The following is a 22,906-nucleotide window of genomic DNA, read 5'->3' as shown; positions in this document are numbered from 1 at the left end:
AGTGCAAGTCCAGAAGTGCTAGGCGAGGTCGCTTGCCGAGCGCTGGATCTGGTCCAACCAGGCCTGGCGGGCCTCCAGAGCCTCACGGGCAGCCTTGATGCGGCGCTGGTCGCCCGCCTTCTCCGCCTTCTCAAGGTCATCCTTCAGGCCGGCGATGGCGGCTTCGAGCTGGGAAAGGGCACTGTTCGTGCGTGCCTTGGTCTCCGGGTTGCTCCGGCGCCACTTCTCTTCTTCGGCTTCCTTGACCGCGTCCTCAACCTTGCGCAGTCCCGCCTCGATCCGGCCCATGTCGCCACGGGGAACCTTTCCGGCGTCTTCCCAACGGTCCCTGATGGACTGGAGGGACTTCTTGGCTGCGTTGAGGTCCTTGATCGGCAGCAGGGCCTGTGCCTCGGCCACGAGCTGTTCCTTGACTACCAGGTTGGCTGTGTACTCCTGGTCGATCTGGTCGTTGGCGGCCTGGCGGTTGCTGAAGAAAACGTCCTGGGCGGCGCGGAAGCGTCCCCACAGGGCGTCGTCATCCTTGCGGCTGGCACGGGGCGTGGCCTTCCATTGGTCCATCAACCGACGGTATTCGCCGGCGGCAAATCCCCAATCGGTCGATGAGGAGAGGGCTTCGGCTTCCGCGATAAGGGCTTCCTTGGCGGACTTGGCAGCCGAGTTATTGCTGTCCAGCTGCGAGAAGTAGGCGCGGCGGTGGCGGTCAAAGACCGTACGGGCCGAACGGAACCGCTTCCACAGGGCGTCCTCGTTGCTTCGGCCCAGGCGTACGCCGCTCTTCTGCGCCGCCTTCCAGGTTTCAAACAATTCGTTCATGCGGGCGCTGGAGGTCTTCCACTGGATCTGGGCAGGATCCTGCCCGGCAATGGTCTCTGCCTCGGACACGATCGCTTCACGCGCTGCGAGTTCGCCCGCCCGCACGGCTTCGTGTGCTGCCTTCTCCGATTTTTCCAGCTCCACGATCTGGGTGGAAAGGGCATCCAAGCGTGCTTCGGCGGAACGGATGTCGCCCACCATGGTGCGCTCTGCGAGTTGCTCGCGAAGATGGGTGACAGTCTTTTGCATGTCCGTGGCCGGAGCCTTGGATTCTACCCGGTGTTCCAACAGAACTACCTGGGCAATGATGTCGTCGAACTTCCGTGCAAAGTAGCCCAAGGCCTCATCGGGGCTGACTCCCGGATACTGGCCGACCGGGATTTCCTCACCATCGAGCGTCAGGAACACATGGCCATCACCTTCAGCGCGGCCCCATTTGGCGGCCTCGGCAAGGGAGGCGGCGGACACGGCCGGAGCGGCAGGAACGACGGCGGCCGGTGCCTTGGGGCGCGCGGCAAACGCTGCGGGCGTGGGGACCACGGATGGTGTCGGGCGCGGTGCGGCCGGTTCTGTTGCCACTGATTCGGGCCCCGGGGCTGGAACAGCTGCCGGCTCCGCTGCGGGCGCCGGTGCCGGCTCCCCTGCGGGCGCCGGTGCCGGCTCCCCTGCGGGCGCCGGTGCCGGCTCCGCTGCGGGCGCCGTTGGCTCGTCCACAGGAGCTGCCTCGTCAACGGGTGCTTGTTCTGGTGCAGCTGCCGGCGCGACGGTGGTTTCGGCAGGGTCGGGGCTCTTGGCCTCGACTGCCTCTTCTTCGTTGGCCTCTACTGCTGTTTCGTCGGATTTCTGACTGTCTGTCACCGCTAAAAGTCTTTCGCTTGGAGGGACTGCTAAGGTAATGCACCCCGGGCCGGGGCCAAGGGCTGGTTACTTCAGAGAAAACGAGTCTATCGTGACAGGTGCCACAGGGGCGCCGTCAGTGCTGCTTTGGCCGCTTTTCAGGCCCGCGGCCGCGATGTTGGTGACCACGTCCAGTCCGCTGGTTACCTTGCCCACAATGGTGTATCCGCCGGCGGTGTCAGCGGGAATGGTGGTGTCCTTGTAGACGATAAAGAACTGGTGCCCGTTGCCGTAGGCGTTGTTGCCACTGCGGGCCACGGCAATGGTTCCCGCCGGGTACTTGTTGTCAGCAGGGGTGTTTTCGAGGGGGCCCCACCGGTAGTTGGGGTCATCCGCACCGTCTTCGGAGGTGGCGCCGCATTGCAGGACCCCGAACGTCTCCGACGTCGTCAGGCGGTGGCAGAACTTCCCTTTGTAGTAATTGGCGTCGCCCAGCGACTTGAAAACCGCTGCCGCCTGGGGTGCTGCCGTTCCATTGAGTTCTATGCCCACCACGCCGCTGTTCAGCGCCAACTCACCGGTGAAGGTCTTGCCCGCTGCGGTATCCGGGCTGGGAACATCGGCACTGTTGGATGCCGGTGCGGACGGGGAGGCAGAGGGAGAGCTGAGTCCGGCTTCTGCCGCCGCAAACTCTGCCTCGGTCGGGTTGGAGCTGAAGGCCGTCAGTTGAAGCACGACGGCGAGGACCACTGCCGCTGAACCCGCACCGATGGCGATGGCGTTGTCGCGTTTGCGCCGCTTGCCCTGTTCCTGCCGCAGGGCACGCTTGGCTTCCATCTGCCTGATGCGCCGTTTCGCTTCGCGGTCATCCCGCGACCTTGTTGCCAAGAGTCCTCCTGATTGTGTCCACTTTCCGGGGCAGCCGACAGGAACCCGGGCTTGCTGCATTAGATGTGCACGCGCGGAAAGCATAAACTGGCTGCCGCACATAGTTTATGCATGACCGGCTGGACGCCCGCGGTGTAAACGCCGAACGGGCGTTTTAAAAGCTGCGGGTGCCAGGACAGCGTCAATTTCTTCGAGGAGACATTTCCACCATGGCACGTACCGCCTCCCTGTCCGGATTCCCCGAGTGGCTTCCCCAGGAGCGGTTGGTGGAGCTCCATGTGCTGGATACGCTCCGCAAGACGTTCGAGTTGCACGGGTTCTCCTCCATCGAGACCCGCGCGGTAGAGACCGTGGGACAACTGCTCCGCAAGGGCGAAATCGACAAAGAGGTCTATGGGCTGAGCCGGCTCCAGGACGACGACGGCGAGTCTGCCAAGCCAAACGGATCGGATAAAGCAGATCCCAATGCCCTGGCGTTGCACTTCGACCTCACTGTTCCGTTCGCCCGCTACGTGGTGGAGAATGCCGGCTACCTGGCATTCCCTTTCCGTCGCTACCAGATTCAGAAGGTATGGCGTGGGGAGCGGCCGCAGGAGGGCCGTGCCCGTGAATTCACCCAGGCGGACATCGATGTGGTGGGCGATGGCGACTTGCCGTTCCGTTACGACGTCGAGATTGCCCTGGTGATCGCCGAGGCCCTGGGCGCATTGCCCATTCCGGATTTCCGGCTCCGCATCAACAACCGGAAATTGGCAGAAGGTTTTTACCGCGGCATCGGCCTGACGGACACTGCCGGAGTCCTGCGCAGCATCGACAAACTGGAAAAGATCGGTGCCGACAAGGTGGCCGGGCTGCTCAAGAGCGAGCTCGGCGCAACGGAGGAACAAGCTCGTTTGGCCCTCCAACTGGCCGGCATCCGCACCGAAGATGCCTCGTTCGTCCAGGAGGTCCGGGCACTGGGAGTCGCCGACGACCTCCTCGAGGAAGGCCTGAACGAGCTGGAGCAGGTCATCCAGGCGGTCGTCCAGCGTGCACCCGGCAAGGTGGTTGCCGATTTGAGTATTGCCCGTGGACTGGATTACTACACGGGAACTGTGGTCGAAACGGTCTTGGTGGGCCACGAGCAGCTTGGCTCGATTTGCTCCGGTGGCCGATACGACGCCCTCGCCAGCAAGGGCAACCGCAAGTTCCCCGGCGTCGGGCTGTCCATCGGTGTGACGCGCCTGGTTTCGCGCATCCTCAGCCAGGAACTGGCAGTGGCCACACGGTCGGTGCCCACGGCAGTCCTGGTTGCCCTGAACACCGATGAGAGTTGGTCTGCGGCCCAGGATATCGCTGCCCAATTGCGGGGGAGGGGCATCGCGACCGAAGTTGCAGCAAAGGCCGAGAAATTCGGCAAGCAGATCAAGTTTGCCGACCGCCGCGGCATTCCGTTCGTGTGGTTTACCGACGACGACGGCAAGCACCAGGTCAAGGACATCCGCACCGGTGAGCAAGTGGATGCCGACCCTGCCATCTGGACGCCGTCGGAAGAGGACTTGCACGTCCGCGTCACCACCGCCTGATACAGGCATCGCTTACAGAAATAGCTGGCTCCGCCCCTTGGCGGGAGCCGTGGCCGGGGCGGGTAAACTCGGACGGGACCGTCTTTGCTGCGGTCCCTATAAATTTCATGCTGAAAGGAATGCTGTGCTGCGCACACATGACCTCGGATCACTTCGCTCCGAGCACATTGGACAAACCGTTACCCTGGCCGGCTGGGTGGGCCGCCGCCGTGATCACGGTGGCGTTGCATTCGTTGACCTGCGTGACGCGTCCGGTGTCGCCCAAGTGGTGGTCCGTGAGGAAGAGGTCTTCCATGGCCTGCGGAACGAGTACGTCCTGCAGGTGACAGGTACCGTCAACAAGCGTCCCGAAGGCAACGAAAACCCGGCTCTGGCCACGGGCGACATCGAGGTCATCGCTGAGACGGTAGTGATCCTCAACACCTCGGAGCCCCTTCCGTTCCAGATCGACGAACACGTTGAAGTCGGCGAGGAAGCCCGCCTGAAGCACCGTTACCTGGACCTTCGCCGTCCGGGCCCCGCCCGCAACATGCGCCTGCGTTCAGAGGCCAACCGCGTGGCCCGTGAACTGCTGCACCAGCGCGGCTACGTCGAAATCGAAACGCCCACGTTGACGCGTTCGACGCCGGAAGGCGCCCGCGACTTCGTTGTTCCGGCACGCCTTGCTCCGGGTTCCTGGTACGCCCTGCCGCAGTCGCCGCAGCTTTTCAAGCAGCTGCTCCAGGTTGGCGGCTTCGAAAAGTATTACCAGATTGCCCGTTGCTACCGCGATGAGGACTTCCGCGCGGACCGCCAGCCGGAGTTCACCCAGTTGGATATCGAAGCCAGCTTCGTGGACCAGGACGACGTCATCGAGCTGGGCGAAGCAATCGTCAAGGCTCTCTGGCAGCTGATCGACGTTGAGGTTCCCACGCCGATCCGCCGCATGACCTACCTGGATGCCATGGCCAAGTACGGCTCCGACAAGCCGGACCTTCGTTTCGGCGTGGAACTGACGGAGCTCACTGAGTTCTTCAAGGACACCAACTTCGGTGTCTTCAAGGCCCCCTATGTTGGCGCAGTGGTCATGCCCGGCGGAGCCTCACAGCCTCGCCGGACGCTGGACGGCTGGCAGGAATTCGCCAAGCAGCGTGGACACAAGGGCCTGGCCTACGTCCTGTTCAAGGAGGACGGTGAACTCGCCGGCCCCGTTGCCAAGAACCTCACGGAGGCAGAGCGCGACGGCCTGGCCGACGCCGTCGGTGCCAAGCCGGGCGACTGCATCTTCTTCGCCGCCGGGGAGAAGTCGGCAGCGCGCGCGCTGCTCGGCGCTGCCCGCGTGGAGATCGGCCACCGCACCGGGCTGATCGATCCCAACGACTGGGCATTTGTCTGGATCGTGGATGCTCCCATGTTCGAGCCCGCCGCTGCGGCCGTTGCCTCCGGTGACGTTGCCGTGGGTGGTGGCCAATGGACGGCTGTGCACCACGCGTTTACCTCCCCGAAGCCCGAGTTCCTGGACACCTTTGACAAGGACCCGGAGTCCGCGCTCTCCTACGCCTACGACATCGTGTGCAACGGCAACGAGATCGGCGGCGGTTCCATCCGTATCCACCAGCGCGAAGTGCAGGAACGCGTGTTCCAGCTCATGGGCCTGGACAAGGAAGACGCCGAAACCAAGTTCGGCTTCCTGCTTGAGGGCTTCAAGTACGGCGCGCCTCCCCACGGCGGAATGGCCCTCGGCTGGGACCGTGTAGTGGCCTTGCTGGCCGGCGTGGAGTCCATCCGCGATGTCATTGCCTTCCCGAAGTCGGGCAACGGCTACGACCCCCTCACGGCTGCTCCGGCGCCGATCACCCCGCAGCAGCGCAAGGAGGCGGGCGTGGACTTCAAGCCCGAATCCAAGCCCGCAGCAAAGCCGGACGCCGCGTCCGAATAAGTAGCAGCCAATGGCCCTCCACTCCGGTGGAGGGCTTTTGGCATTTCCGTGTCCGGCTCCTTTAGCGACTGATGAAAGGTCTTGCCATATGGCGGTAGGGCAGGCATTCCTGGAAAATCTCATGGACAAGGCATGGCCGGCCCTTGAGCGTGAAGAGCTTGTACTCGACGCTGCGGCGGAGTGGGTGCTCCGCGCTTCCAACGGTGTGACGCAGCGGGCCAATTCCGTGTGGCCGGTCAACAGTGCAGGGGGAGGAGGCAGCAGCGACGCAGGCCCTGCTCTTGACGCAGGCCCTGCTCTTGACGCGGCGGCCGGCCTTGAACGCTCGGTCCGGGCTGCTTCGGAGTGGTACAGGCGCCGCCGGCTTCCCCTGATCTTCCAGGTGTTCGACGACACCGGTAATGCTGCCCTTAATAGTGTCCTTGACCGGCAGCGTTTCACCAGGCAGTCCGAAACCAGGATTATGGTCCGCGGCGTCCAGGACGTGCCGCAGGGATCATCAACGGTGGAACTCCTCGATCTTCCCTCCGCCGAGTGGCTCCATGTGTGGTGGTCAGTTGACGGCCGGGGTGGTGACGCCGAATTGTCGGTCGCCCACAGGATCCTCACTGCCTGCCCGGCCCTGTACGCCATGGTGAGGGACGACGACGGCGTCCCCGCCGCCGTCGGACGTCTCGCCCTGGTGGACGGCTGGGGAGGCATTTACAGCATGGCGACCTCAGGGACCCATCGCAGGCGAGGCTATGGGGCGCAGGTTCTGGCCTCCTTGTTGCATGCCGGCGCCGGGCGGGACCTCAGGGGATTCTGGCTCCTTGTTACTGCTGCCAATCATGGGGCGCAGTCTTTGTATTCCCAGGCCGGATTTACCCCCTACGGCAGCTATCTGTACCGGCAGGCTCCCCTGAAACGGGCTCCTGGCGGCTGCTAGCCCACGGGGTCGGTCACGGTGATCCGAACTGAGCAGGCGTCGGCTGCCGCTTTCTGCAGGCCAGCGGCTTTGACGTCCTGAACGTCCAGGAAGGGCAGCCTGGTTCGGCCCGTGAACGCTTTAAGGGCCGGTTGCGCGAGGACCTGATCCACCAGGGCCCTGTCTCCGCCGGGAACGATGTACTCCACTACATGTGCGGCAAAGATCCTGGCTGCATGCTCTGCCGTTGACCTGGCATCAATGAAGCGGTTGCCGCTCTTGGAAGCGAGGATGGTGGTGCCGCCCGCCGAGGCTACAACATAGCCGCCGCGGCGCACCAGAACCAAGCCCAGGCCTCGCTCCTGGGCGGCCAGTGAGGCAAGGCGCTGGAGCTCGTTTGGCCCCCTGCCCGGACGCCCGTCCGCAGGCCACGGAGCCCTCAGCAGTGCGGTGGCGCCGTCGGCCGCGCGAAGGAGCAGGCCGGCGTCGTCGAAATCTTCCACGACAGGGCCGTGGCTAGCCGCGAACCGATCCGCCCAACCGGCCAGCCTCGCGGCGGAGACCAAGGCTGTCCGCGTGGCGTGCCGGCGCGGAGCTGATGTTCGGCGGTCCATGGTGGATGTCTCCTTTGCTGGAACTATGAGTAGCCTATCCATGTGGAAGATCTCTTTGGTGCCGGTGCTGACAACGACGACGAGTCGGAAGACCTGCCCGCCGCGCCGCATTCCCTCCGGGGCCCATCCGATGCCCACTGGATGGCCTCCCAGCGCAGTCCCCTCGCAGTACGGATGCGCCCCCGTACCCTCGATGACGTAGTGGGCCAGCAGCATCTGCTGGGCCACGGTTCCCCGCTTCGGCAGTTGGCAGCCGGTGCTGAGGCTGCCGGGCCGGCGGGTCCCAGCTCCGTGATCCTTTGGGGGCCACCGGGAACCGGCAAGACCACCCTTGCCCATGTCATTGCCCGCGGGCCAGGGCGCAAGTTCGTTGAACTTTCCGCCATCACCGCCGGCGTCAAGGATGTCCGGCGCGTCATGGACGAGGCCTTGACGGCCCGGGACCTCTATAAGAAAACCACCGTCCTGTTCCTGGATGAGATCCATCGCTTCAACAAGGCCCAGCAGGACGCCCTGCTGCCTGGTGTCGAAAACCGGTGGGTGGTGCTCGTTGCCGCCACCACCGAAAACCCGTCCTTCTCGGTGGTCTCCCCGCTGTTGTCGAGGTCGCTGCTGCTGACGCTCAAGCCGCTCACCGATGAGGATATTTCGGGATTGCTGCAACGGGCCGTCGCCGATGCCCGCGGCCTTGCCGGACGGGTGGAGCTCAGCGGCGAAGCCCTGGACCACCTCGTCCGCCTCTCCGGAGGCGATGCCCGCCGGGCGTTGACCGCGCTCGAAGCCGCCGCCGGGGTAGCGTTCGGTGACAGCGCCGCCGTCGGACTTTCCGTTGCGGACGGTGCCAGTGCCGCTCCCCGGGAGGGCCTGGAAGCTGACGGGCCCGAACAGGCGGGGACAGACGCCGACGACGAACCAGGAATCGGGAACGACGACGCAGCTGACGCTCCGGTTCTGGTGGAGCTGCGCCATACGGAGCGCGCCCTGGACTCCGCGGCCGTTCGCTACGACCGGGCCGGCGACCAGCATTACGATGTGGCCAGTGCGTTCATCAAGTCCATCCGGGGCTCTGATGTTGATGCTGCCCTGCACTACCTGGCACGCATGCTCGAAGCGGGGGAGGACCCGCGGTTCGTGGCACGGAGGATCGTGATCTCGGCCGCTGAAGACATCGGCATGGCCGATCCCACAGCCTTGCAAACGGCGGTGGCAGCGGCGCAGGCAGTGCAATTGATTGGCATGCCCGAGGGCCGGATCGTTTTGGCCGAAGCCGTGGTCCACCTGGCCACCGCACCAAAGTCCAATGCTGCTTACATGGGCTTGAACAAAGCGGTGGCCGATGTCCGCGCAGGATTCGGTGGCGGTATCCCCATGCACTTGCGTGATGCCCACTATCCCGGCGCCAAGCAACTGGGCCACGGCAAAAGCTACAAGTACGCGCACGATGAACCGCACGGGGTGGCAACCCAGCAGTACCCGCCGGATGATTTGGTGGGCAAGGACTATTACCAGCCCACCAATAACGGAGCCGAACGCGATATCGCCGCCCGGCTGGAACGGCTCCGCAAGATCGTGCGTGGGGAGTAGGGCCGTTGGCGCAGGGTCCTTGCAGTCCTTTCCATGGCGGGGGACCCAGGACGTCAACCAGCTGGTGCGTGGTAGGATGGATCCTTGTCTGGCATGGCCCGACGCACAATCCCACTGAAGATTCCTTCATGAGTGCTGTGCGCCCGGGCTAGTAGCAAGAGGCAGCGGTTGGCCGATGCTCTCCCTGATGGAGGCCAGTAACACTGACACACCGCAGTAATTGGAAGGACACAAGTGGCTAACAACACTCGTGCTCGCCGTACCGCACGCCTTTCGCGTGCACTCGGCATCGCTCTGACCCCCAAGGCCGCCAAGTACATGGAGCGCCGCCCGTACGGCCCCGGTGAGCATGGCCGTGCCCGCAAGAAGCAGGACTCCGACTACGCCGTACGTCTGCGCGAAAAGCAGCGTCTGCGCGCCCAGTACGGCATCCGCGAAGCCCAGATGACCCGTGCCTTCGAAGAAGCACGCCGCACCAAGGGCCTGACCGGTGAAAACCTGGTTGAGCTGCTGGAAATGCGTCTGGACGCCCTCGTGCTCCGTGCAGGCTTCGCCCGCACCATCGCACAGGCACGCCAGCTGGTTGTGCACCGCCACATCATGGTTGACGGCATCCGCGTGGACCGCCCGTCCTTCCGCGTTGGCGAAGGCCAGCTCATCCACGTTCACAGCCGCTCCGAGGTCATGCCCCCGTTCCAGGTGGCAGCTGCAGGCGCACACGTTCTGAACAACGTTCCGCCGTACCTGGACGTCAAGATTGACGCCCTGCAGGCACGCCTGGTTCGTCGCCCCAAGCGCTCTGAGGTCCCCGTGATCTGCGAAGAGCAGCTCGTCGTCGAATTCTACGCTCGCTAAATTCGTACAGCGCATCAAAGAAGCCCGTGGCACATGCCGCGGGTTTCTTTGTCTGTAAGGTACCGCTCCAAAGTGGGTAAGGTACTGGGGAGGCCTTGTCCGAAGCCGCTGGGCGGCAGGTGCAAGGCAATGCAACAACCCTAGGAGAAGAGTTCTATGTCTGGTGGCGACATCGCCGGCCTCATCGCAGCAGGAGTCTTCGCGCTCCTTGTGTTGTTGTTGGCTGTGCCTATCTTGAAGCTGGGCGGCGTTTTTGACGAGGTCCGGACCTCCATCCGGTCCATCAGCGACGGCGCCACGCCCCTGATGGATGAAGTGACCGCTACGGTTTCCACCACCAACCAGCAGCTGAAGAAGGTTGACGGCATCGCCTCGAACGTCTCCGACGCCTCAGCCAACATCTCCGCCCTGTCTTCGCTGGTGGCTGCCACGGTGGGTTCTCCCTTGATCAAGGTCGCAGCGTTCAGCTACGGCGTGCGTTCGGCATTCGCCGGTCGTCGCGCCCCTTCCTCCGGCCGCCGCAGCCGCTGAGCAGATCAGTTGCCGGATCAAGCAGCCGCAAACTAAAGGAAGACAAAACCCCATGAAAAGAATTGTGTGGATGGGCATCGGAGTCGCCATTGGCGTCATTGCCTTGCGGAAGATCACCGAGGCCCAGGCGAACATTGGTCCTGACGGCCTGAACCGCGCCGTGGGCCGGATGGCCGACGGCTTGTTTGATTTTGCCGACGCAGTCCGGACCGGCATGCACCAGCGCGAAGAGGACCTTCGGGCAGCGCTGGGCATTGACGACGCCGGGGCGGGGCGTCGATAGCGGAGCGGTTCGCTCCCACGCCCGCAACAGGGCAGAATGGAAAACTGCGGAACGGCATCAGCCGGTACCGCGCACCTTACGTGCAGTGAATTGAGAAGGGTAAGTAATCAGCTAATGAAGTCGCAGGAGATCACCAAGCGCTGGGTGGACTTTTTTGTCAGCAAGGGCCACACCGCCGTTCCCTCCGCGTCGCTCGTTTCAAGCGACCCGTCCCTTCTCTTCACCGTGGCCGGAATGGTGCCGTTCATTCCCTACCTGACTGCCCGCGAAGAGCCCCCCTACAGCCGTGCAACGAGCGTCCAGAAGTGCATCCGCACCGGGGACATCGAAGAAGTGGGCAAGACGGCCCGCCACGGCACGTTCTTCCAGATGTGCGGCAACTTCTCCTTTGGCGACTACTTCAAGGAAGACGCCATCAAGTTCGCCTTCGAGCTGCTCACTACGAGCACTGACGACGGCGGCTATGGGCTGCCTGCCGAGCGCCTGTGGGTGACCGTCTACGAAGAAGACGACGAAGCCAAGGAGCTGTGGCTCAAGAACACCGGCATCCCCGCCGAGCGCATCCAGCGCATGGGTAAAGCCGACAACTACTGGTCCACCGGCCAGCCCGGCCCGGCAGGGCCCTGCTCGGAAATCTACTATGACCGCGGCCCCGCCTACGGTATCGAGGGCGGCCCGCTGGCCGATGAGACCCGCTACATCGAGATCTGGAACCTGGTATTCATGCAGTACCAGATCGAGAACGTCCGCTCCAAGGTGGATTTCGACATCGTTGGCGAGCTCCCGCAGAAGAACATCGACACCGGCCTTGGCATGGAGCGCCTGGCGATGATCCTCCAGGGCGTCGAGAACATGTACGAGACCGACCAGGTCCGCCCGGTCATCGACAAGGCTGCCGAACTGTCCGGCCGTGAGTACACCTCGGCCGAGTCGCCTGAAGATCCGCACCACACGGACGATGTCCGCATGCGTGTGGTGGGCGACCACATCCGCTCTGCCCTGATGCTGATCGCCGATGGCGTTTCACCCTCCAACGAGGGCCGCGGCTACGTGCTGCGCCGCCTCATTCGACGTGCTGTCCGGGCCATGCGCCTGCTCGGCGTCGAAAAGGCCTGCTTGCCGGACCTGCTTCCCGCATCCCGCGACGCCATGAAGGGCGTCTACCCGGTGGTCGAGACGGATTTCGCCAGGATCAGCCGCATTGCCTACGCCGAAGAAAAGGCGTTCCTGCGCACCATCGCTTCGGGCACCGCCCGTCTTGAGGATGCCGTCACCGAATCGAAGGCTGCCGGTGTTCCGCTTTCCGGCGCCGATGCCTTCGCCCTGCACGACACCTACGGCTTCCCGATCGACCTGACCCTCGAAATGGCTGAAGAGGCCGGACTCAAGGTGGACGAGGCAGGCTTCCGTGCCCTCATGCTCGAGCAGCGCCAGCGTGCACAGGCCGATGCCAAGGGCAAAAAGGGCGGCCACGCCGATCTCAGCGCCTACCAGGAACTCCTGGGCAAGGGCGAGACCGTCTTCACGGGCTACGACGAACTTGAGGGTGAGTCCACTGTCCGCGGAATCGTCAGCGGTGGACGACCGGTTGCGCACGCCTCAACGGGCGATGAAATTGAGTTGGTCCTCAACGAAACCCCGTTCTACGCCGAGGCTGGTGGCCAGTCCGCTGATACAGGCCTTATCACCGGCGACGGTTTCGTGGTCGAAGTCCTGGACGTCCAGCGGCCCATCAAGGGCCTGAGTGTGCACAAAGCGATTGTCCGCGAAGGCGAGATTGCCTCCGATGCCCTGGTGCGCGCCGCCGTCGACCGTGAACGACGCCATGCAGCCGAACAAGCCCACACCGGCACGCACATTGTGCATGCTGCCTTGCACCAGATCCTTGGCCCTGAAGCCACCCAGCGCGGTTCCTACAACAAGGCCGGTTACCTCCGCTTCGACTTCGCCTGGGGTGAGGGGCTGAGCACTGCCACGCGTTCGGAAATCGAAGAGGTCTCCAACATTGCCATCCGGAACAACTACCGGGTGGATACCAAGGTCATGGGCCTGGCCGAGGCCAAGGCCCTGGGCGCCATGGCACTGTTCGGTGAAAACTACGGAAGCGAAGTCCGCGTCGTAGAGATCGACGGCGCGTGGTCCCGTGAGCTGTGCGGTGGCACCCACGTGTCCAACACTTCCCTTATCGGCAGCCTTTCACTGCTGGGCGAGCAGTCCGTTGGCTCCGGAAACCGCCGCGTGGAGGCCTTCGTCGGCCTGGATGCTTTCCGTCACCTGGCGGCTGAGCGCGCGCTGGTGACCGAGCTGACAGAACTTCTGAAGGTTCCCTCGGGGCAACTGGCGGATCGTATCTCCAGCACACTGAGCAAGCTGAAGGCCACGGAGAAGGAACTCGACCGCCTGCGCAAGGAGCAACTGACCGCTGCTGCGGCAAACCTGGTGGGCACCGCCAAGGATGCTGCCGGCGTGCGCGTTGTTGCCCACGATGCCGGCCAGGTCGGTGGGGCCGACGATCTCCGCAACCTTGCCTTGGACCTCCGCAGCCGCCTCGGCTCCGAAGCTGCCACAGTAGCCGTTGCCGGCGTCAGCAATGACCGCCCCGTGATCCTCATTGCCACCAATGAGGCCGCCCGCGAAGCCGGAGTGAAGGCCGGTGCGCTGGTTCGCCTGGCTGCCGGCATCCTCGGCGGTGGCGGAGGTGGCAAGGACGACGTTGCCCAAGGCGGCGGCGCCGACGCTGGGAAGGTCTCTGAGGCCCTCACAGCGGTGGTGGATGCGATAGCCAAGCGCTGACGGTGGCTGAAAGTACTGACGGTGGCGTCTACCCCCGGGGCATCAAACTGGGGGTAGACGTCGGAACCGTGCGTGTGGGCGTGGCGATCTGCGACCCCGACGGGATCCTGGCAACACCCTTCAAGACCGTTGCACGCGATTCCAAGAAGAACTCGGACGTCCGTGTTGTGGTCAAGCACGCCGCTGAACTGCCTGCCGTGCAAATCTTCGTAGGCCTTCCCCGCACCATGAAGGGTGAGGAACGTGCTTCAGCCGACATGGCGGTTTCGTATGCCGGACTCCTCGCCGACGAGCTTCAGCGGGTCGGTTTGGACATCCCTGTGAGCCTCGTAGATGAGCGGTTATCGACCGTGACGGCGCACCGCAACCTGCACGAAGCTGGCATGAGCAGCAGGAACCACCGTAAAGTGGTTGATCAGGTTGCCGCTGCTGGAATACTTCAGCACGCAATCGACATGCAAAAAGCCAGAGGAACGGACGTTGGCCGCCGAGTGCAGGCACCGGCGCAATCCGAAAAGCCCAGCAGTGCCCCAACGCTGCGGGCTGCCTCCGGCAGTGAACCCGATTCTTCTACGAGGGGACTGCAACTGTGAGCCCGGTCAACAACGACCCCTCCAGCGGTACCGCCGGCGGCGGCATGCCGCTGACCCGCAAAGAGCTGCGGGCGCGGGAACGATTCCTCGCCACGCAGAACCACAACGTCGTACCCGTTCCCGAAGCGACACCTGGAGAGGCCGCTGAGGCCGCTGCCTCGGCAGAAGGTGGGACTGAACTGCCCCGTCCAGTTCCCGCCGTGACACCCGCGCCGGTTGCGCCACCAGTTTCGGCCGCTCCACCGGTGCCTGCCGCTCCTCCCGTTCCCACAGCGGAGCCCGCTTCGGCTGCAACGATTCCTGCTGACGGGCCCGCCGCGCAGTCCGGTCACGAGTCGGTCGGCCATGAACCATCCGCTGACGATTCAGGTGTTGCGATCCAGCCGTCCGATGAGGTTCCGGGGGAGACTCACGCTGCTGACCCCGGGCAGGGCGGGGTTCACCAGGACGCGGCAGGGGAACATCACGGGTCCACAGTCCACGCTGATGACCATGATGGGCATCCTGCTGATGGGCTTCACCATGGTGAACACCCTGTGGACGGGATCCACCACGATGGGATCCACCACGATGACCTTCACCATGATGAACACCCCCTGGAAGGGATCCACCACGACGGGATCCACCACGACGATCTTCACCACGACGAACACCACGTGGACGAACTTCACCACGACGAACACCACGTGGACGAATTTCACCATGACGATCAACACCACGACCTCATCGCGCCAATCGAGCAATCAGCCTCAACCAAGGCCGCGGCCAAGAAGGCCCGGCGCCGCCGTCGTGTCCTTGCGCTGCTGATCACGCTGGGAGTCTTCGTTGCCGCCATCGCCATTGGTGCCCAGTTCCTCAAGCCCCTGCTGGGAATGGACAAAGTAACGGACTACCCGGGTCCGGGAACGGGGTCGGTCAGTATCACCGTCCCCGAAGGCTCCGGACCGAAGGCTGTGGCCGTCGCCCTGGTGGAGAACAAGGTAGTGGCCGACGCCGACGCGTTCGTGAAGGAATTCCTTAACGACGGCGGGGAGCTGTCCCCGGGCGAGTTCACCTTCCGGACCGAGATGAAAAATTCCGATGCCGTGGATGTGCTGGTCAACAAAGACTCATCAAAGGTGATGTATTTCGCCCTGAGTGCCGGCCTCCGCATCAACGAATCCCTCGAAGCCATCTCCAAGGGCTCCGGAATCTCCCTGCAGGAACTCAATGCCTTGAACCAGGCGCCGGCACAGTTCGGCGTGCCTTCCAAGGCCAAGAACCTCGAAGGTTTCCTGGCGCCGGGGGAGTACCGTTTCCCCCTCGGCACGCCAGCGAAGGACATCATCCAGAAGTTGGTCACCACTACGGTTGATGAACTCAAGTCCCAGGGAATCACGGAACCGGCAAAGCAGTACGACACCGTCACCATTGCCAGCATTGTCCAGGCTGAGGGCGGCCAGGCCGATTACGGCAACGTGGCCGGCGCCATCTACAACAGGCTCAAGCCCAACAACGTGGAAACCAGTGGCCTGATCCAATCAGATGCCACCGTGACGTACGGACTCGGCAAGAAATCCTTCCACCTCACGGAGGAGGAGAAAGCTGACAAGTCCAACACGTACAACACGTACGCCAACGTGGGACTGCCCGCCGGACCGATCGGCTCGCCGGGCAAGACCGCCATCGATGCCGCTGCCAAACCCACCCAGAATGATTACCTCTACTGGGTGACCATCAACCTGGACACCAAAGAGACCAAGTTCTCCAAGACACTGGCCGAGCACAACACGTATGTTGAGCAATACAACGCCTGGTGCACGGCCAACCCGGGACGGTGTGTGTGATTCGTCGTGCCGCAGTCCTGGGGCACCCTATCTCGCATTCGAAATCCCCGGCCCTGCACACTGCCGCCTACGCCAAGCTGGGCGTAGACATTGAATATTCGGCAATCGATGTCACGGTGGATGCCCTTCCCGCATTCATGGAATCACTTCGTGGGGACCACTCCTGGTGCGGTCTCTCAGTGACCATGCCGCTGAAGTCGGCCATGGTCAAGGAAGTCGACGAAGTCCGTGGCGCAGGCGCCCACTTGGGCGTCATCAACACGGTCGTCTTCGAGCCCGACGGCGGACTGGTCCGGCGCGTGGGGTACAACACCGATGTTGCCGGGATTGTTGAAGCAGTCAGGTATGCAGGGGTTGCCTCTACGCCGCACGCCGCTGTCCTTGGCGGTGGGGGTACCTCGGCCGCTGCAGTTGCAGCGGTCAAGGAACTCGGTGCCGGCCACGTCGATGTCTTCGTCAGGGATGCAGGGCGTGCCGGCGACGCTGAGGCGGCGGCTGCCGCCGTCGGAATTTCCCTCAGCGTCAGGCCGCTGACCGAAGCCGCCACTGCTGTGGCGGGCACGGACCTGGTGATCTCCACCTTCCCGCCACGGGCAGCCGATGCCTTGGCGGAGGAGCTTGCAGGCTTGCCGGGAACAGGAGCCGGCGTCCTTCTGGACGTTGCCTATGATCCCTGGCCCAGCCGCCTCGCTGAGGTGTGGCATGGCCATGGGGGAGCTGTGGTACCGGGCTTGGAGATGTTGATGTACCAGGCGGCCGAGCAGATCAGGCGCTTCAGCGGTTGTGACGTGGACGCCGCCGTCATAGATGTGATGTGCGACTCAGTCGGGCTTCCCCGGCGAGTGTTCTAGAAGCCTTACATGGCAGGATTGGTTATATGTTGCGTTGGTTGACTGCCGGTGAATCCCATGGTCCGGCCCTGATCGGAATTATTGAAGGCGTGCCCGCCGGTGTTGAGCTCACCAGCGCGCAGATCCGCGATGCGCTGGCGCGTCGTCGTCTGGGCTACGGACGCGGTGCCCGCATGAAGTTCGAGCAGGATGAGGTCACCATCATGGGTGGTGTCCGGCACGGCCTCACCCAGGGCGGACCCGTGGCCATTCAGGTTGGCAATACAGAGTGGCCCAAGTGGGAGCAGATCATGTCTGCTGACCCCGTGGATCCCGAGGTCCTCGCCGACCAGGCGCGCAATGCCCCGCTGACCCGTCCACGGCCGGGCCACGCAGATTTCACCGGCATGCAGAAATACGGCTTTGACGAAGCCCGTCCTGTCCTTGAGCGCGCCAGTGCACGGGAGACCGCCACGCGTGTGGCACTTGGAACCGTGGCTGCTCAGTTCCTGAAGCAGTTGGGTGTGGAGTTGGTCAGCCACACCGTTTCCATTGCCAGTGTGACTGTTCCCGAGGGGCGTCCCTTGCCCCTGCCCCAGGACGTCCTGGCTCTCGACGCGGACCCCCTGCGCTGCTTCGACCGTGAAACCTCCGATGCCATGGTTGCTGAAGTGGATGCGGCCCACAAGGAAGGCGAAACCCTCGGCGGCGTCGTTGAGGTCCTGGCCTATGGACTTCCGCCGGGACTTGGCAGCTACGTCCACTGGGACCGCCGCCTTGATTCCCGCCTGGCAGCTGCATTGATGGGCATCCAGGCCATCAAGGGTGTGGAAGTTGGCGACGGCTTCCTCACTGCTGCCCGCCGCGGCTCGGCAGCCCATGACGAGATCCTCAAGGATGAGGCAGGCAAGATCGTTCGGCAGACCAACCGCGCTGGTGGCATCGAAGGTGGCATGAGCATCGGCGAGGTCCTCCGCGTCCGTGCGGCCATGAAGCCAATCGCCACCGTTCCCCGTGCCCTGCGGACCATTGACGTCAGTACTGGTGAGCCCGCAAAGGCCCACCACCAGCGTTCGGATGTATGTGCGGTGCCAGCGGCCGGTGTTGTGGCCGAAGCGATGGTTGCCCTGGTCCTGGCCGAGGCCGTTGCCGAGAAGTTCGGTGGCGACTCCGTAGCTGAGACCCAGCGAAACCTCCAGAGCTACCTTGAGAGCATCCCGGCCACCCTGGACTCGGTCGGCCGGTAGTGGTCCGCCTCATCATGGACGGACTTCGTGACCGTCCCGTTGTCCTGGTGGGGCCAATGGCCGTCGGCAAATCAGCCATTGGCCAGCAGTTGGCCCAGCAGTTGGGGCTCCCGTTCGTGGACACCGACGCTGTGGTGGTGGCTGCCCATGGCAGCATCGCAGATATTTTTGCAGGACGCGGAGAGCACGCCTTCCGCGAGATCGAAGCCCGGGCCGTGGCGAAATCCATCGAGCATGCCAAGGTCCAGCCCGCCATCATTTCCCTGGGCGGGGGAGCGGTGCTTGACTCCGGAACCCAGCAGTTGCTGGGGGATTGCACGGTGGTCTACCTCGAGTGCGACGCAGAAACGGTTGCCGACAGGATTGCGCGGAACACCGGCAGGCCGCTGCTCAAAGGCGATGCCATGACCCGGTGGGAAGCGTTGTTTGCTACGAGGCGTCCTGTTTATGAGCGCCTCGCGGACATCGTCATGGACGTCCGGTCAGGATCCGTGGCGGAAATCGGCCTCCAACTGGAGGAGCGGCTGCGCCAGCATGCAGCCTTGAAAGAGGAAGTTGAAAAGTGAGCAACGAAGCAACTGTCATCAAGGTGACCGGCGGTTCCGCCATTGAAAACTACGACGTCGTAGTGGGGCGTGGCCTTCTGGCGAACCTTCCGGAGAAGCTTGGGGAGCGTGTCAGGCGTGTCCTGGTCATCCATCCCCGTGCCCTCCGCCTGACGGGCGATACGGTCCGCGATGAGCTTGAAACAGCCGGCTTCACCGCGCTGACGGCCGAAATTCCGGATGCCGAAGAAGGCAAGCACATCCAGGTGGCCGCATTCTGCTGGCAGGTCCTTGGCCAGAACGACTTCACACGTTCGGACGCCATCGTGGCGGTCGGTGGCGGCGCGGTAACTGACCTTGCAGGCTTTGTGGCGGCCACCTGGCTGCGGGGCGTCAAGGTCATCCACATGCCCACCAGCCTGTTGGGCATGGTCGATGCTTCAGTGGGCGGAAAGACCGGAATCAACACCGCCGAAGGGAAGAACCTCGTAGGTTCCTTCCACCCGCCGGCAGCCGTTTTGGCTGATCTGGACACCCTTCAGACCCTGCCCAGGAATGAGCTCATTTCCGGCATGGCCGAGGTCATCAAGTGCGGTTTCATTGCCGACCCCACCATCCTGGATCTGATCGAGAAGAACACTGACGCCGTGATGGACCCAGCGTCGGACGTTGTCCGCGAATTGATCGAGCGGGCCATCACTGTCAAGGCCGATGTCGTTTCGCAGGACCTGAAAGAATCCGGGCTCCGTGAGATCCTGAACTATGGCCATACCCTGGGACATGCCATTGAACTGGTGGAGCGCTACTCATGGCGGCACGGCGCGGCCGTTTCGGTGGGCATGATGTTTGCCGCAGAATTGTCGCGCAGCGTTGGGCGGTTGTCCGATGCCGACGCAGACCGCCACCGCACCATCCTGGAAAGCCTCGGCCTGCCGATCACCTACCGGCGTGACCGCTGGCAGGGGTTGCTGGACGGCATGCGCCGGGATAAGAAGTCCCGTGGCGACCTCCTGCGGTTTGTTGTCCTTGACGGTGTGGCCAAGCCGGGCATCCTGGACGTCCCCGATACCTCCCTCCTGTTTGCCGCCTACCAGGAGATCGCGTCATGAGTGTCGACGTGAGGGAAGGCGTCAGCGATTGGCCAACAGCGGGCTTCCCGGGTGTCCGGACCAATCCCGATACCCTCCTTCCGGTCATCGTCAACGAGGAAGTCATGGAGACGGCGCTTGCAGCGTCGGAGGATCCCGCTGATCGCATCATGGCCCTGCTGCTGGAAAACCACGCCAACGAAGCAGCAGAACTGCTGGCAGAGGCACGGTACAAGGATCCCGAGTCGTTCCGGCTCAGGATTTTTGAAGCTGAAGTCCACCGCGCCACCAATCGGCTGGACAGGGCCATCCAGCTGTTCCGGCATCTGCTGCAGGATGTCCAGGGCAGCTCGAAGGAAGCGATCGTCCACCAGTACTTGGGTCGGGCCTACTTTGTCAGCGGGAACGCTTTGGCTGCATCCGAGGAGTTTGCCAAGGCTTTGGACCTCCGTGTCGCCATGGCCGCCGATGCGGCGTTGATCTACTCCTCTGCCGTTGCCCTGCAGCGGGCCCGGAACGTACTGGAACTCGCTTCCTGATACCCCTGAGGACAGTCCCCGCAAGCCTTTGGCTCATTTGCCGGTAGAATGGTTCTTGGATTTTTGATAAATACGCGCTGGCGGGCCGATTGGTACGCCTGCTTGGCATAGATAGCTGGCAGCTAGAACCAGTGCGATAACCAGAGGATACGAGTGGCAACCACAAACGACATCAAGAACGGGACCGTACTGAAGCTCGAGGGCCAGCTCTGGAACATCATTGAGTTCCAGCACGTCAAGCCTGGCAAGGGCGGCGCGTTTGTGCGCACCAAGATGCGCAACGTCATGTCCGGCAAGGTGGTCGACAAGACCTTCAACGCCGGCCTGAAGATTGAAACCGCTACGGTCGACCGCCGCGACTACCAGTACCTGTACCAGGATGGCGAAGACTTCGTTTTCATGGACACCCAGGACTACGACCAGATCACCGTCTCCGGTGCCACAGTGGGCGACGCCACCAACTTCATGCTCGAAAACCAGATGGTCAACATTGCCATCCATGAGGGCACCCCGTTGTACATCGAACTGCCCCCGAGCGTGGTCCTCGAAATCACCTACACCGAGCCCGGCCTCCAGGGCGACCGCTCCTCGGCAGGCACCAAGCCGGCCACCGTCGAAACCGGCTACGAGATCCAGGTTCCGCTGTTCGTTGAGCAGGGCACCAAGGTCAAGGTCGACACCCGCGATGGCAGCTACCTGGGCCGGGTCAACGACTAGTGAGCGCACGCGGTAAAGCCCGTAGCAGGGCTCTTGAAGTACTCTTCGAAGCGGAGCAGCGCTCCGTTTCGGCTTTCGACGCCATGAGGGCGCGGCGGGAGAAGACCGACCTGGTCATCAACCCCTATACGGTGGAAATCGTTGAGGGCGTTGTGGCCATGCAGGCAACCATTGATGAGTTCCTGGAGACTTATGCCCAGGGCTGGACCCTGGAACGGATGCCGTCGGTAGACCGCATCATCCTCCGGATCGGCGCGTGGGAACTTCTCTACAATGACGAGGTTCCCGACGGCGTAGCCGTCAGCGAAGCGGTAGCCCTCGCCAAGACGATGTCCACGGATGACTCCCCGGCGTTCATCAATGGACTCCTGGGCCGGCTCCAGAAGCTCAAACCATCACTTTTGGCATAGGCGCAGGCCCGGCCTGAACGTACAAGGAACCCGCCTCACAGGAAACTGTGGGGCGGGTTCCTTTTTGCCCGATTTGCCCGATTTGGCCTATTTGGCCTATTTGCGCCATTTGCGCCATTGCCCCTACTGGAGAACCGCGGCCCGCAGGCCCGGAATACTTCGGAGATGGTCAAGTTCGTCCTGCTGGTGAAGGTGGACGTCCCGCCCGCTGAGTATCCGTTGGCGGGTAAAGGCCAAAGCCGTAGCCCCTTTGATGAAGGACTTCATCGCATCCCTGCGGCCGCGCGTGGATGCCCAACGGACAGCCTGCCGCCTGCCCCGGGAGGTGGCCAGCATCTCCACCTCTGCCGGTGTGAGCCAGCCTGCGCGGGCGTACTCAAGGAGCCGCTGCCGGGTGAGCTTTCCTTCGGCGAGCCGGAGCAGGATGATGCCCACAACTGCAACCAGGAAGATCGGGACCTGGACAACGAAGTATTCCACCAGGAAGTTCTGGCCCATGCTGTTCCAGCGGTTGTGCAGGAACATGGCAGGGAGCAAACCGATGAAGAATGCCAGGACGGCGTAGCCGGTGTGCCAGCGGCGTGCCGCGAAACCCATGATCAGGCCGGTGGTTCCGGTGAAGACGGCATGGGCGAAAGGCGACATGACGCCACGAAGGATGAAGATGCGGACGAGGTCAGTCCCCGGGTCGGTGGAGGAGGCAATTTCGCGTCCGAAGTAGAGGATGTTTTCGGTGAAGGCGAAACCGGCGGCAATGGTGAAGGCGAACACCACCCCGTCCACCGGGCCGTCAAAGTACTTCCGGGCGGCCAGGATCAGCACCAGCAATCCCAGTGACTTGGTGAATTCTTCGACGATGGGTGCTTGGACTGTTGCCATGAAGTAGGTAAAAGCTTCTTCGCTGCTGGTCGGCGCGGCCAGGGCGAAGAGGGGTTGGATCAGCAGTGTCCCGGCGATGGACACTGCGGCGCCCCAGGTAAAGGCGAACCAGAGGAGTCGTTTTGGCTCGGGCTCCCAGCGGTCGATCAGGCGAACGGTCAGCAGCACCACGGTCAGCGGAACCAGGGACGCAATGAATCCGATGACGAAGCCGGTGACACCGGTGTTTCCCAGCAGGAACGGCAACACCAGTATCAAGCTGGCGAGGACCAGGATTCCACCGACAATCAGCAAGGGGAGTGTGCCCGTGCGGCTTCGCTGGGCCGGCGGGCCGGCCCAGGTTTGCCGGGGGAGCGTGGCGGGATTGCCTGGTGCGGGCTGGTAATTTCCCGGCTGTACCCGTCCGATCCACGTAGGGTTGGCCCCGGGTTCCAGGTAAGGCCGTGGATATTGTTGCCCGCCGGGTTGCCCGTGGTGGTTCATGGTCATGGGCAAAAGCCTATTCCACGGCATGGAGTGTGAGCTTAAACTCACCCGTCGCTTTCCCCGCCGGTGAGGTGGCAAAGAGGTGCTGTGGTAGCTTGGAAAAGCACATATTCCTTTTTTAATTCCGTCCCGTGAGGCGGGGAAAGGGGAGACGA

General features: G+C 63.3%; 22 protein-coding genes. 17 read left to right on the top strand and 5 right to left on the bottom strand.

All coding sequences use genetic code 11. The features are described 5' to 3' along the window. Window positions 1–18: 18 nt before the first annotated feature. Together LDN85_RS12195 and LDN85_RS12190 are read right to left on the bottom strand one after the other, a co-directional pair. Window positions 19–1,674, bottom strand: coding sequence for a DUF349 domain-containing protein (locus tag LDN85_RS12195; protein WP_223943198.1), 1,656 nt, complete (start codon window positions 1,672–1,674; stop codon window positions 19–21). Window positions 1,675–1,740: 66 nt separating this feature from the next. After that, window positions 1,741–2,541: a peptidylprolyl isomerase gene (locus tag LDN85_RS12190; protein ID WP_026540825.1), complete on the bottom strand. Its 801-nt coding sequence runs from the start codon at window positions 2,539–2,541 to the stop codon at window positions 1,741–1,743. A 209-nt stretch (window positions 2,542–2,750) separates the two neighbouring features. Between LDN85_RS12190 and hisS the strand changes: the two genes are divergently transcribed. The 3 genes from hisS to LDN85_RS12175 all read left to right on the top strand — a co-directional run bounded on the left by hisS (window position 2,751) and on the right by LDN85_RS12175 (window position 6,952). Further along, window positions 2,751–4,106 (top strand): histidine--tRNA ligase, encoded by a 1,356-nt coding sequence (gene hisS, locus LDN85_RS12185; RefSeq protein WP_026540824.1) that lies wholly within the window; start codon window positions 2,751–2,753, stop codon window positions 4,104–4,106. A gap of 124 nt (window positions 4,107–4,230) precedes the next feature. After that, window positions 4,231–6,024 (top strand): aspartate--tRNA ligase, encoded by a 1,794-nt coding sequence (aspS, locus tag LDN85_RS12180; RefSeq protein WP_026546889.1) that lies wholly within the window; start codon window positions 4,231–4,233, stop codon window positions 6,022–6,024. Between the two features lie 88 nt (window positions 6,025–6,112). Continuing rightward, the gene (locus tag LDN85_RS12175) at window positions 6,113–6,952 is read left to right on the top strand and encodes a GNAT family N-acetyltransferase (RefSeq protein ID WP_223943197.1); all 840 of its coding nucleotides are present in this window, start codon (window positions 6,113–6,115) and stop codon (window positions 6,950–6,952) included. On the opposite strand, the gene LDN85_RS12170 is transcribed toward LDN85_RS12175, so the two are convergent. After that, window positions 6,949–7,545 carry a Vms1/Ankzf1 family peptidyl-tRNA hydrolase gene (locus tag LDN85_RS12170; protein WP_026546887.1) on the bottom strand — a complete coding sequence of 199 codons (597 nt, stop codon included), beginning with the start codon at window positions 7,543–7,545 and terminating at the stop codon, window positions 6,949–6,951. The genes LDN85_RS12175 and LDN85_RS12170 overlap by 4 nt on opposite strands. 42 nt (window positions 7,546–7,587) lie before the next feature. On the opposite strand from LDN85_RS12170, the gene LDN85_RS12165 reads away from it, so the two are divergent. The 6 genes from LDN85_RS12165 to ruvX all read left to right on the top strand — a co-directional run bounded on the left by LDN85_RS12165 (window position 7,588) and on the right by ruvX (window position 14,184). Then, a complete protein-coding gene (locus LDN85_RS12165; RefSeq protein WP_026546886.1) occupies window positions 7,588–9,129 on the top strand; it encodes a replication-associated recombination protein A in 1,542 nt (513 codons plus the stop codon). Window positions 9,130–9,363: 234 nt separating this feature from the next. Further along, window positions 9,364–9,984: a 30S ribosomal protein S4 gene (gene rpsD, locus LDN85_RS12160; RefSeq protein ID WP_026540819.1), complete on the top strand. Its 621-nt coding sequence runs from the start codon at window positions 9,364–9,366 to the stop codon at window positions 9,982–9,984. Between the two features lie 156 nt (window positions 9,985–10,140). Next, window positions 10,141–10,515 carry a DUF948 domain-containing protein gene (locus LDN85_RS12155; RefSeq protein WP_026540818.1) on the top strand — a complete coding sequence of 125 codons (375 nt, stop codon included), beginning with the start codon at window positions 10,141–10,143 and terminating at the stop codon, window positions 10,513–10,515. Between the two features lie 52 nt (window positions 10,516–10,567). Next, entirely contained in the window at window positions 10,568–10,798 is a 231-nt protein-coding gene (locus LDN85_RS12150; RefSeq protein WP_026546885.1) for a hypothetical protein, read from the top strand. Window positions 10,799–10,912: 114 nt separating this feature from the next. Continuing rightward, a complete protein-coding gene (gene alaS, locus LDN85_RS12145) occupies window positions 10,913–13,591 on the top strand; it encodes an alanine--tRNA ligase (protein ID WP_026546884.1) in 2,679 nt (892 codons plus the stop codon). A 2-nt stretch (window positions 13,592–13,593) separates the two neighbouring features. Further along, window positions 13,594–14,184, top strand: a complete 591-nt coding sequence (gene ruvX / locus LDN85_RS12140; RefSeq protein ID WP_026540815.1) for a Holliday junction resolvase RuvX — start codon at window positions 13,594–13,596, stop codon at window positions 14,182–14,184. Between the two features lie 365 nt (window positions 14,185–14,549). On the opposite strand, the gene LDN85_RS22000 is transcribed toward ruvX, so the two are convergent. Further along, complete coding sequence (locus LDN85_RS22000; RefSeq protein WP_346347049.1) at window positions 14,550–14,888, bottom strand: hypothetical protein; 339 nt, start codon at window positions 14,886–14,888, stop codon at window positions 14,550–14,552. On the opposite strand from LDN85_RS22000, the gene mltG reads away from it, so the two are divergent. The 8 genes from mltG to nusB all read left to right on the top strand — a co-directional run bounded on the left by mltG (window position 14,871) and on the right by nusB (window position 21,386). Continuing rightward, complete coding sequence (gene mltG / locus LDN85_RS21995) at window positions 14,871–16,010, top strand: endolytic transglycosylase MltG (protein WP_346347048.1); 1,140 nt, start codon at window positions 14,871–14,873, stop codon at window positions 16,008–16,010. The two genes, LDN85_RS22000 and mltG, sit on opposite strands and share 18 nt — an antisense overlap. Next, window positions 16,007–16,861, top strand: coding sequence for a shikimate dehydrogenase (locus tag LDN85_RS12130; protein WP_091551907.1), 855 nt, complete (start codon window positions 16,007–16,009; stop codon window positions 16,859–16,861). Before mltG ends, LDN85_RS12130 begins: the two co-directional genes overlap by 4 nt. A 26-nt stretch (window positions 16,862–16,887) precedes the next feature. After that, window positions 16,888–18,087: a chorismate synthase gene (aroC, locus tag LDN85_RS12125; protein WP_026540811.1), complete on the top strand. Its 1,200-nt coding sequence runs from the start codon at window positions 16,888–16,890 to the stop codon at window positions 18,085–18,087. Window positions 18,088–18,101: 14 nt separating this feature from the next. Then, on the top strand, window positions 18,102–18,653 hold the full coding sequence (locus LDN85_RS12120) for a shikimate kinase (RefSeq protein WP_035760767.1): 552 nt from the start codon (window positions 18,102–18,104) through the stop codon (window positions 18,651–18,653). After that, window positions 18,650–19,741 (top strand): 3-dehydroquinate synthase, encoded by a 1,092-nt coding sequence (gene aroB / locus LDN85_RS12115; RefSeq protein WP_091551905.1) that lies wholly within the window; start codon window positions 18,650–18,652, stop codon window positions 19,739–19,741. The genes LDN85_RS12120 and aroB overlap by 4 nt, the downstream gene beginning before the upstream one ends. Beyond that, window positions 19,738–20,259: a tetratricopeptide repeat protein gene (locus LDN85_RS12110; RefSeq protein WP_026540808.1), complete on the top strand. Its 522-nt coding sequence runs from the start codon at window positions 19,738–19,740 to the stop codon at window positions 20,257–20,259. Before aroB ends, LDN85_RS12110 begins: the two co-directional genes overlap by 4 nt. A 153-nt stretch (window positions 20,260–20,412) precedes the next feature. Next, on the top strand, window positions 20,413–20,976 hold the full coding sequence (efp, locus tag LDN85_RS12105) for an elongation factor P (protein ID WP_011774957.1): 564 nt from the start codon (window positions 20,413–20,415) through the stop codon (window positions 20,974–20,976). Continuing rightward, entirely contained in the window at window positions 20,976–21,386 is a 411-nt protein-coding gene (gene nusB, locus LDN85_RS12100) for a transcription antitermination factor NusB (protein WP_026540807.1), read from the top strand. The genes efp and nusB overlap by 1 nt, the downstream gene beginning before the upstream one ends. 123 nt (window positions 21,387–21,509) lie before the next feature. Here nusB and LDN85_RS12095 read toward each other — a convergent pair whose 3' ends face one another. Next, the gene (locus LDN85_RS12095) at window positions 21,510–22,799 is read right to left on the bottom strand and encodes a PrsW family intramembrane metalloprotease (protein WP_223943195.1); all 1,290 of its coding nucleotides are present in this window, start codon (window positions 22,797–22,799) and stop codon (window positions 21,510–21,512) included. Window positions 22,800–22,906 lie beyond the last annotated feature (107 nt).

The sequence above is a fragment of the Arthrobacter sp. StoSoilB20 genome (assembly GCF_019977295.1).
GTDB classification, from domain to species: domain Bacteria; phylum Actinomycetota; class Actinomycetes; order Actinomycetales; family Micrococcaceae; genus Arthrobacter; species Arthrobacter nicotinovorans_A.
Note: the sequence above shows the minus strand (reverse complement) of the source record. Positions and strands in the feature narration are given on the sequence as shown.